This is a genomic window from Rheinheimera pleomorphica (assembly GCF_011634895.1).
Classification (GTDB): Bacteria; Pseudomonadota; Gammaproteobacteria; order Enterobacterales; family Alteromonadaceae; genus Alishewanella; species Alishewanella pleomorphica.
In genome coordinates, this window is the sequence record NZ_SIRR01000031.1 from 256680 (window position 1) to 271546 (window position 14867).

Consider the following 14867-nt stretch of genomic DNA (forward strand, 5'->3'; position numbering starts at 1 on the left):
CTTAAAAATCATCCTGATAATAACGCCCGGCGTTAAACTGGATCATGACGTCATAAATCTGTTGTTGCACCGCTGCGCTCAGCTGTTTACGCCATTTATAGGCCGATGTCAGCGGATCTTTAGTGGTGCTGTAATACGCGCTGTCGTCATTGCCCTGGGTTGAGCTGCGCAAATAATCCAGACATTGCCTATCCGGCGTTAGCTGACAAAATGCCAGACAGCGCTGAAACACTTCTGCCGGATCCTTGCATAAATCTTCATACACCAGCACCATAGTGTGCTGTTCGTCAGCTTGTGCCAGCGCAAAATCGTTAATTAATCCCCAGCGCAGCGCCAGCCGCTGCTCCTTCGTCATTTGCTTTACATCGTCAAGCGTAAAGCGCGTATCACCACTTTGTTGCAGCAGTTTGTCAAACAAATCCCAGTCTTGCCAAATAGGTAAACTGCCGTCAAATAAACCGGCGTCCTGGCCTTTTAGCGTTGATGCAATATGGCCACAGGGGTGGCGTAAAATATGAATACAGCGCGCCTCTGTTAACTGACGGATAGCCGCCATTCGGCCCAAAGACTCAATGGATTTCCACACCACCACCGGCGCCGCGCCAAACTGCAGACGCACCGGTTTAAGTAAACCGTTTAGCCCCAGGCGCCCTGCTGCCTTAGTGGCATAGGATGTTGCCAGAAATAGCCCCCAACTGATTGGATTTAAATAGTCTTTATTAAAAAACGGTCTGGACGCAATAACCTTTTCAGCCTTACTCGCTAACCAGCGTGGCAGCTGCGCCGGCAACTCGCTGCTCATCGCTTGGCCGACAGGTAACAGTAAAGGTATCGCGATATTGGCATCGACACTGTCCGGCTCATGCAGGTAATAGGTTTGGCGCTGCGCATCAAAGAGTTTTCCCAACCAGGTCGTGCCCGAGCGAGGCATACCAAAAAGCAAAATATGTTTCATTCGTCGTCCTTTACGCTACTTAGCTGAGCGTCCCTGGCTGATTTACCCCGCATAGATAACGATGCCGCCGCCATGATGGCTAACATCCAACTGGCCGGGAAATGATACTTAGCATTGCTTTCAAACACCGCATGGATGGTTAAAAAATACATAAAGCCTAAGGTTAGCGTAAGCAGTTCAGGCTGTTGTTTCGCTAACGTATTAAACTGTTTTACCCGCAACAACAGCAACAACCAAAGCAGTAACCAAAACATATTGGCCGACAGTTTGGCAACGAGATACACCAGGTTGGTTACCGGCTGCTCTGCCGCTTGTTTAAGCGAAAGATAAAAGCCGGTACTGTCATCACCAAGAAACAGCATGACTTTACGTAACGACAAGCTTAAAAATTTGCCCGGGTTTTGCTTAATCCAGTCTATCGCCAACGCTTTATAGGCTTTATCTTTCTCTGCTTCAGGCAGGGCTTCAATGTCATCAAGAAAATATTCAAGATAACCGCCATGAGCCAGATCATTATTCGCCCGGAAAAAATTAGACCCGCCATTGCTGCTAATTAACACCAGCTGATCAAACGTCTGATAGTTCCGGTATGTCCAGGGGGATATGGCGATCACCATACCAATAACCAGCGCAAGTATTTGCAGCAATTGCCTTTTAACCGGTTTAGCCGCCGCCCAGGCTGCCACAATAAACACACTGACAAATAACAGGGTGCCAGGCTGCACCAAAGCAGAAAAGCCAAGCAATACTCCGCTGATAACAAAGTACAGATAATGCGTTTTAGTAAGGTATAAATAGATTGAAGCGGCTAACAGGGTGTAAACCAGGTACTCTTTAAACGCCATACCAACCATAGCAAAGTTTGACGGCCAAAACGTGACGATAACCAGCGCCAGCACAGCGGTTTCTGTATTAAAAAGCCGCTTGGCAATATGGTAGATAAAATAACTGGAAAGCAGATATAGCAGGATATTCAGTAAAAAAATACTGAACGCCGTCACCGGAAAATGGCCTAAATGCGTCCCCGCCAGAAAAGCGGGATAACCAACAGGCCAATAGGCTTTAGTTCCGGCTATTTCATAGGGCGCCCCGGCAATCAGCTTATTCGCTAACAAGGTGTAGGTGCTGTAATCGGATACCTGCTGCACGTCAAAAACCACAAACCAGATTAGCCGTAAGCATACGCCGGCAATCACCAGCGGCCAGACGCTAAGTCGCACAGATAACACTCTAACAACGAGCGGGGCCAACAACCGCGGCTGCTTATTTTTTATGCCGGATAACCTCAGCAGCGAAAATAGCAGTACAGTAACCATAGCTGCCACCGTATAAGCTTGCAGATCACTGTAGCCCGACTGGCTGACAATCATAAAGCCAACACTGAGTAGCGCCAGCCAGGGTAAGCTGGCTAACACAAAGCTGTGTAAATGAAAAAATAAGACGCGCAACATTCAGACCACCTTATCAATAAAGTACGCTGGACGGCGCTTGGTCTCCATATAGATTTTAGCGATGTACTCCCCTATCACCCCCAGGCTAAGCAGTTGTACGCCACCGAGAAAAAACATCGGTATCAAAATTGACGCCCAACCGGGAACGGCCGTGTCGGTAAAAAATTTAATCCAACCGACCCAAAAAATCATTGCAAAGGCGAAAACCGACACACTAAAACCAAGAAAAGTAATAAGGCGCAGCGGAACATTAGAAAAAGACGTGATGCCTTCGATAGCAAAAGCGAGCATCTTGCGAATCGGATACTTAGATTCGCCCGCTGCACGCTGTGCCCTGTCATAGAAAACGGTGTCTGACTTATACCCCAGCAGCGGCACTATACCGCGTAAAAACAAGTTTACTTCGCTAAAGGTTCTTAAAGATTCAATCGCCTTTCTGCTCAGTAAACGGTAATCAGCATGGTTAAATACCACATTTACGCCCATTTTGTGCAAGATGGCGTAATACAGCTCTGCAGTCATCTTTTTAAAGGCCGTGTCGGTTTGCCGTTTTGCCCTGGCAGCGTAAACCACATCACAGCCATCGGCATAGCGTGCTATCATTTGCTCGATAACATCGATATCATCCTGCAGATCCGCATCAATGCTGACTAAAATATCACCCTCTGCCGTCATTAACCCCGCTAACAGGGCGTTTTGATGGCCTTTGTTTCGTGACAGCTTAATCCCCCTGACAGCCTGATGTTTTTCTGCATATTGCTGTATCAGACTCCAGGTTTGATCTTTACTGCCATCATCAATAAAAAAAATCTGGCTGGCAGCACTGATTTTGTCGCGTTTAATCAGATCGGTAACTTTGGCCAACATCACCTCAACGGTTATCGGCAATACCTCTTCTTCGTTATAGCAAGGTATAACTATAGCAAGATTGGGCTTGCTGGCAGGGCCTGGCGTCATAAGTATCTCCCTTCATGTTTTGTTAAATATCCATTTACTACTGATGTTGAAATTCCAAAGTATGACAAGCAGTGTTGATACCATCTGGGCCAATAAATATTGGCCGGATAACAAATAATTGAACAAGTGAAAAAACGACGTATTTAACAATAACCCTATGCACACCATAACCACGAATTTAAGCGTAGCAGTACGGTGTGACACCTTGGCAGCAAAGGTAAAATAGTAACTTAAAGCGTAGTTAACACAGGCACTTAGTGCAAAGGACAGGCCCGAAGAAAATGTTGGGTTCCATTTGGCCATATCGACAAAAAGCCATAGCAACAAAAACTGTATCGCCGTTGCCAGGCCCCCGGTCAGCAAAAACCGGCTGAAGGTCGCCAGACGACTGTCCGAGGTGACCGATATCACAGCAGAATTTCCGCTACCGCCGGATGGCCGAGAAAATCCTGTGGGCTGGCCGTGGGGCCATAAGCACCAGACTGGTAAACCACTACCCAGTCCCCCACGTTTGCCTGCGGTAAGGTGACTCTGTCGGCCAGGATATCCAGCGGCGTGCACAAAGGGCCGACGATAGTCACCTGCTCTGTCGTGTCGCTGCTGAGTTTATTACCGATGGCCACCGGATAATTTTTGCGGATCACCTGACCAAAATTTCCCGAGTTAGCCAAATGATGATGCAAACCACCGTTACACACCAGATAGGTGGTGCCTCGCGATACTTTTTTATCCACCACCTTGCAGGCGTAAATACCGGCTTCTGCCACCAGAAAACGGCCCAGCTCAATCACCAGCTCAATATCGTTGAACGCTTCATTATACTGCTGTAATAATTGCTGCAACGAGGCGGATACTGCCGTTAAGTCCAGCCGTTTCTCACCGGGAAAATAGGGAATACCAAAACCGCCGCCCAGATTAATCAGCTCAGGCTTGTACGGGCAGGCAGCAACCAGTTTTGCCGCCAGGGCAAAGGTAAGCTGATGCGCTTCAATCAGTGCTTCAGGCTTTAAATTTTGCGAGCCACAAAAAATATGAAAACCGCGCAGATTAACCGGCATGTCAGCGATGTTTGCCAGCAACTCCAGCACCTGCTCTTCATCAATACCAAACGGCTTAGCGCCACCGGCCATTTTCATGCCAGAGGCTTTTAATTCAAATGCCGGGTTAACCCTCAGTGCTACCTGCGGGGTTTGCTGAAGTTGCCGCCCCAGCTGACACAAGCGGTTTAGCTCGCCTGCAGATTCAACGTTTAACGTCACGCCAGCACAAATCGCAGCGCTTAGCTCAGCATCCGTTTTACCCGGGCCGGCAAAGCTGATGTCCCGCACCGCCATACCACTTTGCAGCGCCAGCAGCATTTCTTTTTGCGACGCCACATCAAAACCATCAACCAGTGGGCGCAAATACTGTATTACCGGCCAATAAGGGTTAGCTTTAATAGCATAGTGCAACTTAATCCGCGGCGGCACCGCCGCACGAAAACGCTGAACCTGCTGTTGAATCACCGCTTTGTCGTAAGCGTAAAACACGTCTTTATCCAGCATGGTACTGATTTGCTGTAAACTAAAGCCGCCCAGCATAAGCGCATTGTTATGCTGGCAAAACTGCGACATCGATTCATGCTGCACCGCTATCGTCTGGCTCATACTGTTGCCTCATTAAAATAGTCCTGATACTGCTCTGAGAGCAATTTACGGTCAATTTTACCATTGGCATTTTTCGGTAGTACTGCCTGAGCAACTAAGGCTTTAGGCTGCATAAAATTGGGCAAACTGCGCTTTAATTGATTGCTCCAGTTGTCGGTGTCAGGCTGTTGGCCATCTTTACAGGCAAATAACACCAAAATAGCCTGACCAAGCTCGGCATGCGGTACACCAATAGCAGCGACGTCCTGCAACAAGGGACTTAACTGATATACGGCCTCTTCCACTTCGGTCGGGCTAATGCGATAACCGGAACTTTTAATCATCTCATCGCGCCGGCCAATAAAATACAAAAAACCCTCCTCGTCATAGCGCACGGTATCGCCTGACCACACCGCCAGTTGCGGTAGCTGAATACCTTTGGGGGCCACTGGATCGGCCTTAAAGCGCTCAGCGGTTTTTTCCGGCGCATTCCAGTAGCCCAGGCTAACCAAGGGACCACGGTGAACCAGTTCACCAGGTTCATTCGGGCCGCACAGGCTGCCATCTTCACGCACCACCACAATTTCTGCATTCGGTATTGCTTTGCCCATAGAGCCCGGCCGCTTAGCAAGCTCGGCTGGCGCAAGATAAGTTGAGCGAAATGCCTCAGTTAAGCCATACATTAAATACGGCTCAGCCTGGCTAAAAATGTGTTGCAACTGATTAAGTAGCGGTAATGGCATGGCGCCGCCTGAGTTAGTCAGGTAACGCACGCTTTTGCTGCTGTCCGCAGTCCAGTTGGCTTTGGCCAGTTGTGCCCATAAGGGTGGCACGGCCGCAATGCCTGTGACATGATGGGTTTGCACGGCGCGCACCACATCCTGTACTAAGAAAAAATCCAGCAACACTACAGCGGCCCCGCTTAAAAAGGCGGTCGTCAGCTGGCTCAAACCATAGTCGAAACTGAGCGGCAATAACGCCAGCACAACATCATCGCAGGTGTTATTAAGGTAACTGGCTACACTGTGCGCACCCACCAGCATATTGCGGTGCGACAGCACCACACCTTTGGGTTTGCCGGTACTGCCTGAGGTATAGAGTATCGCGGCCATATCGGCATCAGTGGCATGAGGCTGTACCTTGGGCATCATATCGTTGTTAAGCGCAAATGCCTTAACCTGGATATGCGCCAGCGGTGCAATATCCGCCGAACTGGCATCCGTTAACAGCACAGTATGTAAATCAGTGCACAGGTGCAGCTCAGCTTCAATGTCGGCTAAGCGCGCTTTACTGGTCACCAGCACCCGCACATTACAGTCCTGCAGGATATGCGCTACCTGCGCCGCCTTTAACCCCGGATTTACCGGCACAAAAACGGCACCTGCCATGGCGCTGCCAAATAAACTGTATACCGTTTCAAACTGTTTCGGTAAATACACCGCGACGCGGTCGAAGCGCTGCACATCGCAGTGTTGTAACAGCGCGGCTGTACTGCTGACTCCGTGCTGCAATTCAGCATAAGTTAACGTCTGGTGTTTAAAATGCAGCGCTGGACGTGTTGGATAACGCGCAGCAGACTGGGTGATAAGCTGGTAGATATTTTTGGTCATAGCGTCCTTCAGACCTTTCACTTTTCATCCTTTTGTGTGCAATAATAAAACAGTTTTGCAAAAAAACCGACTGGAATTTAGCGTCTTCGTCATTAATTTAGCGCAAGGCCCGGTATTGCAAAATACAGGAACAGATAAATCACTTAAGGAAAAGCGTTATGTCGTATCAACAACTGCTCGCCGATATTTTGCGCAATGTACTGCAAATTGATAAACAATTTACCGACTCCACACCCTTGCTCGGTGCTATCGCAGAATTTGACTCCATGGCGGTTATCGCCGTCATTACCGAACTCGAAGACCAGCTGGGTATTGAAATAAACGACGACGAAATCTCCGCTGAGGTGTTTGAGAGTTTTGGTCAGTTGCGTAAATTTGTTGAACAAAAGCAAGCCGCCTGAGAAGCCTTCTGTCCGGGCAACAGTATTATCAAAACCTAATTAACGCTTTAGGAAACAGTATGCAGACATTCTCCAAAGTTTCAGTTATCGGTTTAGGGTATATCGGCTTACCGACAGCGGCGGTTATTGCCTCACGTGGCATAGAAGTACTGGGTGTAGATGTATCAGAGCACGCAGTTAACACTATTAATCAGGGTAAAATTCATATTGTTGAACCGGACTTAGACATGCTGGTGCAGGCGGCAGTAACCACCGGCAAGCTCAAAGCATCGCTTAGCCCCGAACCGGCCGAAGCCTTTATGATAGCGGTACCAACCCCCTTTAAAGAGAATAAAAGCCCTGATTTAAGCTATATCAGAGCGGCGCTGGAAAATATTGCCCCAGTGATTAGCAAAGGCAATCTGATTGTGCTGGAGTCTACCTCCCCGGTGGGTACCACAGATAAAATTTCAGCCTGGCTGGCAGAGCTGCGCCCGGATCTGGTGATGCCTCACCAAGACCCTGATAAAGCGGATGTCTATATTGCGCATTGTCCGGAACGGGTGCTACCTGGGCGGGTATTGCAAGAGCTGGTCAGTAATGATCGCATCATCGGCGGCATTACCGAGCGCTGTGCGCAAAAGGCGGTAGCGCTGTACCATTTATTTGTCCGTGGTGAATGCTTGCTAACCAACGCCCGTACCGCTGAGATGGCGAAACTAACCGAAAACTCGTTTCGTGATGTCAATATTGCCTTTGCCAACGAGCTGTCGATGATTTGCGACCATTTAAAAATCAACGTCTGGGAGCTGATTAAACTGGCAAATCGTCACCCGAGGGTGAACATTCTGTCACCCGGCCCTGGTGTCGGCGGCCATTGTATTGCCGTTGACCCCTGGTTTATTGTCGATTCAGCGCCAGAACAGGCACAAATTATCCGTAAAGCTCGCGAAATAAACGATAGTAAACCACACTATGTCATCGACAAGATTAAACAGGCAGCTGACCAATTTAAAAAGCCGGTGATAGCCTGTTTAGGTCTGGCATTTAAAGCCGATATTGACGATTTGCGTGAAAGCCCTGCACTGGATATCGCCATGGCATTGCTGGAAAGTGACGTTGGCGAAATCCTGCTGGTAGAACCGAATATTAAGCAACTGCCAAACAAACATGCCAAGCACTCTGCACGGCTGACGCCGCTGCCGAAAGCGCTGGAGCAGGCGAATATTCTGGTGGTACTGGTTGACCATAAACAATTTAAAACACTACACCCTGCTGATGTGGCCACTAAAGTCGTTATCGACACCAGAGGGATTTTCGGTTAGTTAATTTATTACGTGTTACAGGGAGTGTACGATGAAAAAAACAACTCTACTGGCCAGCGCTGTTATGCTGGCCATTCTCACAGGCTGTGGCAGTAAAGACGCCGCCGAGCATTATACTGATGCTCAAAATTACATCGCCGAGAAAAAATATAACGCCGCGGTGATCGAACTGAAATCGGCCATACAGCAGTCACCGCAGCAAGCCGACTACCGCCAGGCTCTGGGTAAGCTTTATCTGCAACTGGGTGACCCTGTCTCAGCAGCAAAAGAGTTGTCACGCGCATTGGAACTCGGTGCTGATGCCTCAGTAGTCGCTATTCCGCTGATACAGGCACGCTATCTGGCAGAAGATTATCAGGCCGTGCTGGCCGGATTAGATGAGACAACGACGCTAAGCCCACAGACAGAAAACTATATCAAGTTATATCAGGCCCTGGCAGAAATTGAACTCAGTAGCATTGACAGTGCCGTACCACTATTTGATGAGCTGTTGCTGGTTGAACAAACTGATCTCAATTTATTCGCCGAGGCCGCCCTGTCAATTAGCGCTAAAAGCTATGACAACGCCCAGCTGAAATTACAGCAGATAGCAACAGACAGCCCGGTGTATTTTCAGGCCGTGCTAATGCAGGCGCATGTCGCATTAATATTAAAACAGCACGATGCGGCTCTGGAGGGGCTGCACCGTTATCTGGACTATATGCCATCAGCATTAAAAGTCAGGTTGCTGGCAGCGCAGATTTTAGTGCAAAAAAGCGAGTTTGCCGAAGCAGAGCGCCATCTAAACCAATTACAAAAGGCCGCCCCAGAACATGGCCTGACGAATTATTTAACCGCCGTTGTTGAATACCAGAAACAAAATTATCAAGCCGCCAAAGAACATATCGATAAAGCCTTACAGGCAAAGCACAATACGTTGCAAAGCCGGGTGTTGGCCGGTTTAACCAACTATCAGTTAGGGCTGGAAACCCAGGCCCTGGTGCACTTATCTGCGGTAAAACAATATTTACCGCAACTGCCTGACATTAACCGGCTATATACGGCTTTACAGTTAAAAGCCGGGGAAACGCTGGACGCAGCGCAATCGATAAGTACAACCGAGTTAACTACCCAGGACCTGGCGCTAATCTCCACAACTGCATTAGAACTGATAAAAAAAGGCGACGATGCCGCAGCGGCTGAACTGATAGCACGCTATGAGCAATTTGTGGTCAGCGAAGATGCCGAATCACTGCAAACCTTAGGCCGGCTTAAACTTAGTATCAGCGGTCAGGAAACCGCCGGCATTCAGGCTCTGGAGCAGGCTTTACTGCTTGATCCCAGCCAACATCATACCCGGCTTATTTTAGCCGGCAGCTATATCCGGCTGAAGCAATACGATAAGGCCGCCGCACTGGCTGATGAGTGGATAAACAACACCGAGACCGCTGCAGCAGGTTACAATCTAAAAGCGCTGTTGGCCTTATTACAACAGGACCTCAGCGGCGGCAAAGCCTTGCTGGCTGAAGCATTTGCTGCTGATGAAGACAATGTATTTACCTATTTCCTGCTCTCGGTGGTGGCGCAACAGGAAAACGATACAGCACTGGCAGATCAGCATCTGCTAACAGCGATTTCGCTACGTTCTGACTATCAACCCGCGCTGGCTAACTACTACCAGTCACAAAGCCGCCAGGGCAAGCCCGAAGTCGCCATTGCCCTGGTAGAAAAATCACAAAAAGCGCACCCTGATAATATTCAGCTCAGGCTATTATTAGCGAACCTGTATCAGCTGAATAAACGTCCGGCGGAGATAGTTTCACTGATTGCCCCCGTCGTCGATCAGCAGCAACAACTGCCACCGGCATTTTACCTGCTGTTGTCACGCGCTTATGCCACGCTTAATCAAGTTGAGCCTGGCCTTAAAGTAACGCAGCGCTGGTTAAATGAAACCCCCAATAGCCTGCCGGCCACTTTTGCCCATGTTAATTTTTTAGCCTCAGCAAAACGCTATGACGAAGCGCTGCGGATAGTGAATAACACCTTACAGCGACACCCGCAAAATGCCATTTTGCTGAAAACCAAAATGCATATGCAAACCGAAAATAAAGATTACAAAGGTGCTTTAGCAACTTATGCACAACTGCCGGCTGACATTATTGAAAACGCCGATATGCTGTATCATAAAGGCCGTATCCAACTGCTGGACAACCAACTCACACCGGGGCTGCAGTCACTGCATAAGTCATACAACCAACACCCCTCGCCCGTGACAGCCCTGGCGATTGCCGAAGCCACGGCAAAGGATATCTCCTATCGCCGTGCGGTAACCTTCGTTGAAGAGCATTTTGCCAAACACGGCGACAACAAAGCGCTACGGGCGTTTTATGCCAACCTGCTGCTGCAGGACGATGTTAACAAAGCGGTCAGCATTTACCAGAAGCTGGTAGAAGAAGAACCAGATAACCTTATCTCATTAAATAATTACGCCTGGGTACTACAACAAGCAGGTAAAACGGAAGACGCTTTACCCTATATAGAGCGGGCAATGAAAATTAATGCCAACCATCCGGATATTCTGGATTCATACGGCAAAATTTTGTTCGCGCTAGGCCAGTACGACAAAGCTAAAGCACAGTATGAAAAATCGCTGCAGCTTAGGCCGGCTAATGCTGAAGTGCAGTTAAATTATGCCGAATTATTGATAAAAACCGCAGTTTATCAACAAGCAGAAGAGATACTAAACGCCGTGAACAGCGATGATCCCAATCTGATGGCGCGTAAAACAACCTTAATGGCGGCTTTACCATAACACTCACCAAGCCATGTGCTGGCAACCTAATTGGCAGGCACATGGCAATCTCCAGTTGCAAAGCAGCTGTCAGATAAATTTACACCTAGCCAAGACCATTGCTCAGCGATTCTTTTTTCTTCATATAATTCATAAAGTTAAAAAAAATTAAATTCAGGCACGGATAATGCTTAATGTAAGGGTGTTGTAACTTTATATGTATAACAAGGAGCTCGTTATGAAATATTTAAAAACACTGGCCGCAGCATCTGTACTTGCTATGTCCGGTTTCGCTGCGCAAGCTGGCGAAATAAATGTTGGTGGTGTGGTTTGGGATCCAGATTGGACAGATGGCGGTGATCCGGCATCAGAGCAAGATTTTATTGGTCGCTACAACTTCACCCAGTGGTATAGCACAGTTTCCGATCCGCTGGGCTCATTAGGCAGTGCTACCAGTGCCGCTACCATTGGTGATGTTTTAGCCGCAGGTGGTTTAGGTGGCGGTCCTGGCGATTCTACCGGCTATTTTTTAAGTGGTGCAGGTGAGTTTTATCAGGTTAATGACCCTTTAAATGATGTCACCATTGCCGACCCCTTTGGTGGTGCCTTGGGTAGTTTTTGCCCAGGTTGTGAGCTGACATTTGCTTTTGGTGGTTTAGAATTATTTGACGATCTGTCATTTGATTTAACCAACGCCTGGGCAAGAATTTATGTCGACAGCAGCCCGGATTTTGCTATCCCAGTGTCAACGTTAAATGCCGGCACCATGCCAGCTAACGCACATGACGGCAACGTCTGGCTGGACTTATCATTTGCTGATTTACAATTTACCTCTTTAATTTCAGGTGCGGCGTCAGGTTTTGTTTCTGCAACCTTCAATATTATTGGTGGTCAGGCAGCAGACAATTTTGACCCTGCGTTGTTATCCTATAATGGTAGTGCTTATTTTGGTACCAACCCAATTGATATCAACTTAAACTCACGCTTTTCATCAGGTGGTAACGGTGCAGTATTAGCCAATACTATCCCTGAGCCTGGCATACTGTTTATGTTTGGTGCCGGCTTATTAGGCTTACGCTTAATGCGCAGAAAAGCATAATTGTTGTCCTGTAAAAAAACCCTGTTATTACAGGGTTTTTTTATCTGCTTTGCTAAAGTAACCCGGTTGGTAGCGCCCGGGGCTAACGATATCGTGCGGGTCAACCGCTTGCTTTAGTTGGCCGGCAAACTGCCAAAATACGCTATTCTGGTCGAGTAACTGCTGTTGTTGCTGCAGGTTTAACCGATAAGGTACCCAGCCCTGTTTTAAGCCGGTGTTGACCAGCTTTTGCAGACACTGTTGCGCCTGCGCCACAGCAGCAGGATCCTGCCGGTTGAACACTATAGGCACAGTACTATCCACCGTATCGTATTTTAAACTGGTAAAGGTAATCAGCGGCTCTATGCCGTACTTGGGGCATATTTCTCTTACCATACTGATAAAACGGCGCATCGCCACTTTATCCATCGGAATAAGCGGCGCATACCACAACAGGCCGCAGCCATCGGCAGCCGGGTTAAGCTCAGTGCCTGCCTGATAGGTCGGGTTACGCCAGTAGGCTAAAGGCAACGCCACCTGGTTAGGTTTACCCAGCATCACTTCTATGCCTTTATCCAATGTGCTTAGCATACCGCGGATCTCTGTCAGCCAGGTCGCAGGTAAGCATGCCAGCAGCCGCCTTGCCACGGTTAACAAAGCCCCCTCGGAAAAAATAATCCGCTTCGCTTTACCCGCCACAAAGGCTTTAACCTCTTTACGGGCAGCCTTGACGACACTTTTCTGACCATACAAGGTACCAACTAACATCCAACCTGGCGTGTCGTATTGTTTTGCCAGCTGCCGAACCTGCTCTGCGCTCATTGCCTTATGAACAGCGCGACCATTAGGGTTATCCGCCATCATCGACAACAAGCGGCGCTGATCCATCAGGTTAACTGAACCGACAATGCCATCTAACTGCTGCAAAATCGTAAAAGCCGTGGTAACGGCAGATTCAAAATCACTGTCAGCAGCATACTGAATATAAAATGAGTCAAACGCCTGCGGCCGGGCTTTTAGCCGCAGCGTAACCTCGGTAACAATGCCAAACCCTGATTGGGTAAACATGCCATCCAGATAAGGTCCGATACCATATTTAAAGGTTTTATCGATAAAATCGCTACCAGACTGGTCCAGCTCTGAGATAGCAGATTGATAAAAGCTGCCATCTGCCAGATAAGCTTTTACACTATTTACCGCGGCAAAATGGTCGGTAAAAGGTGTAATACCATAACCGCGCTCCAACGCATTGGCCAAAATACTGCACGACGGCCCGGCACCGGTAACAGGCACTAAAAAAGGTAATTGCTGTTGTTGGAAAAAGTCCCATAGCATTTGCTGGGTGACACCAGGCTCTACCGTCACTAGCCCCAGTGATTTACTGTTCAGGCTGATCTTAGTTAGCGCCGATAAATCCAGTAACACTGAACGGCTGTCATTTGCCAATGCAGAGGTGTAGCCCCAATTATGCCCTGTGCTAATCGGATAAACAGAAAACGCCTGCTCTGTGTCAGCTAACCGATTTGCCAATAGCAAAATCGCCTTGATGTCGGCTTTATTGGCAATTTTTACCACTGCACTGACGCTGGCATCACGCCCTTCGCAATTCAGTTGATACGGCTGCAGTTGCTCTGGTGTGCTCAGCAATACACTGTTAGCACTCAGCACCCGGCTAATTTCATTCAGACATATTTCGTTCATACATTTCTACTGTAAGGCTGCTATCTCACGCCGGGGCCAAATAGATTAGCGTAGCAAAATGGCATTGCCAGGTGCACTTTTCGCCGAACCCGGGCTGGATTTCTGTGCCGGAGTGTTAAAGAGCGACGCCTCCATGGAATGGAGCAGCTTAAGATAGCCTGGGCTAAGGGTGCGTTTCAGCTCGCGGGCATCGACATAATAAGGTGCGCGTTTGCCATGAAACTCAATCGCTGCGCCCAGTTGTCGGAACATAATACCCACAAAAGATAAACTGCGCGCCAGCCGGGGCTCCATCATCACAAAAACATGAAACCGCTTTGTCTTCAATGACATGGCTGCTGCAGACAAATATAGACATATTGCAATATAGGGAAAGCAGCGCAGCTCGGTCTCAGAATATTGCTGCTCATTAATGGCCCCTGTCGCCGCACCAGAAAATTTATCTATCTCACGCTTTCTAAACGCCGCCGGTACCGCCAGACGGGAAATCTCACAAATTTCATGCCGGCCAAAATCTTTCGGATGCAAATTGGCATCGGTCAGGGCATGTGAGCAAAACTGTTCTATCGGTAATAGCTGATCTGCATTTGCCGACGTAATAAGCCTTACGGTGCCCGCCAGCGCATTTGAACCTAAGTGCCGGACAAAACAATGGATGGCCCGGCTATCAAACTCGTCGTGCTCTTCGTGAGATGCTTTTACATCTTCAAAATGCAGCTCTTCGCAGTAGACATTATGCCGCAGCTTATACACTTCATGCTTTAACTGTTCAGTATCGGCAATTTGCGGCTTTAAGTACTGTGAGAAATGCTCGGAAATGGTTTTCGCATCGTTGCTAGCCAATGACGCCATGGCTTTTTTAACCACACCACCAATAATTGGCTTGTCTGCCAGCGCTTTTAAACGTTTCATGGGAACTCCTCTGATCCTTCAGACCAAGCAATATACGGGAAATAACTCTACTTAGCTTAGTCTGAGTTAGATGAGTTGCCACACCAAAATCGGCTTATTTTTG

At 48.3% G+C, this 14867-nt stretch carries 12 protein-coding genes; 4 read left to right on the forward strand and 8 right to left on the reverse strand.

What is annotated here, in order from left to right; translation table 11 throughout:
* Position 1: 1 nt before the first annotated feature.
* Genes EYB30_RS17500 through EYB30_RS17525 form a run of 6 tightly spaced genes read right to left on the reverse strand, consistent with a single transcriptional unit; the run spans position 2 to position 6598 of the window.
* Positions 2-955, reverse strand: a complete 954-nt coding sequence (locus EYB30_RS17500; RefSeq protein WP_166840650.1) for a sulfotransferase — start codon at positions 953-955, stop codon at positions 2-4.
* Positions 952-2406 (reverse strand): glycosyltransferase family 39 protein, encoded by a 1455-nt coding sequence (locus EYB30_RS17505; protein WP_166840652.1) that lies wholly within the window; start codon positions 2404-2406, stop codon positions 952-954. The genes EYB30_RS17500 and EYB30_RS17505 overlap by 4 nt, the downstream gene beginning before the upstream one ends.
* A complete protein-coding gene (locus tag EYB30_RS17510; RefSeq protein ID WP_166840654.1) occupies positions 2407-3363 on the reverse strand; it encodes a glycosyltransferase family 2 protein in 957 nt (318 codons plus the stop codon).
* Between the two features lie 12 nt (positions 3364-3375).
* On the reverse strand, positions 3376-3774 hold the full coding sequence (locus EYB30_RS18835; RefSeq protein WP_166840656.1) for a GtrA family protein: 399 nt from the start codon (positions 3772-3774) through the stop codon (positions 3376-3378).
* Positions 3771-5009, reverse strand: coding sequence for a pyridoxal-dependent decarboxylase, exosortase A system-associated (locus tag EYB30_RS17520; protein WP_166840658.1), 1239 nt, complete (start codon positions 5007-5009; stop codon positions 3771-3773). Before EYB30_RS17520 ends, EYB30_RS18835 begins: the two co-directional genes overlap by 4 nt.
* Positions 5006-6598 carry an acyl-CoA ligase (AMP-forming), exosortase A system-associated gene (locus EYB30_RS17525; RefSeq protein WP_166840876.1) on the reverse strand — a complete coding sequence of 531 codons (1593 nt, stop codon included), beginning with the start codon at positions 6596-6598 and terminating at the stop codon, positions 5006-5008. Before EYB30_RS17525 ends, EYB30_RS17520 begins: the two co-directional genes overlap by 4 nt.
* A gap of 158 nt (positions 6599-6756) precedes the next feature.
* On the opposite strand from EYB30_RS17525, the gene EYB30_RS17530 reads away from it, so the two are divergent.
* The 4 genes from EYB30_RS17530 (at position 6757) to EYB30_RS17545 (ending at position 12172) form a co-directional block, all read left to right on the forward strand.
* Positions 6757-6999, forward strand: a complete 243-nt coding sequence (locus EYB30_RS17530) for an acyl carrier protein (protein WP_166840660.1) — start codon at positions 6757-6759, stop codon at positions 6997-6999.
* A gap of 59 nt (positions 7000-7058) precedes the next feature.
* The gene (gene wecC, locus EYB30_RS17535; protein ID WP_166840663.1) at positions 7059-8303 is read left to right on the forward strand and encodes a UDP-N-acetyl-D-mannosamine dehydrogenase; all 1245 of its coding nucleotides are present in this window, start codon (positions 7059-7061) and stop codon (positions 8301-8303) included.
* A gap of 31 nt (positions 8304-8334) precedes the next feature.
* Positions 8335-11094 carry an XrtA/PEP-CTERM system TPR-repeat protein PrsT gene (gene prsT / locus EYB30_RS17540; RefSeq protein WP_166840667.1) on the forward strand — a complete coding sequence of 920 codons (2760 nt, stop codon included), beginning with the start codon at positions 8335-8337 and terminating at the stop codon, positions 11092-11094.
* A gap of 217 nt (positions 11095-11311) precedes the next feature.
* Entirely contained in the window at positions 11312-12172 is an 861-nt protein-coding gene (locus EYB30_RS17545) for a PEP-CTERM sorting domain-containing protein (protein WP_166840670.1), read from the forward strand.
* Positions 12173-12199: 27 nt separating this feature from the next.
* Here EYB30_RS17545 and EYB30_RS17550 read toward each other — a convergent pair whose 3' ends face one another.
* Positions 12200-13852, reverse strand: coding sequence for an FAD-binding oxidoreductase (locus EYB30_RS17550; protein WP_166840674.1), 1653 nt, complete (start codon positions 13850-13852; stop codon positions 12200-12202).
* Between the two features lie 45 nt (positions 13853-13897).
* Positions 13898-14764 carry a PEP-CTERM/exosortase system-associated acyltransferase gene (locus EYB30_RS17555; RefSeq protein WP_166840679.1) on the reverse strand — a complete coding sequence of 289 codons (867 nt, stop codon included), beginning with the start codon at positions 14762-14764 and terminating at the stop codon, positions 13898-13900.
* Between the last annotated feature and the right edge of the window lie 103 nt (positions 14765-14867).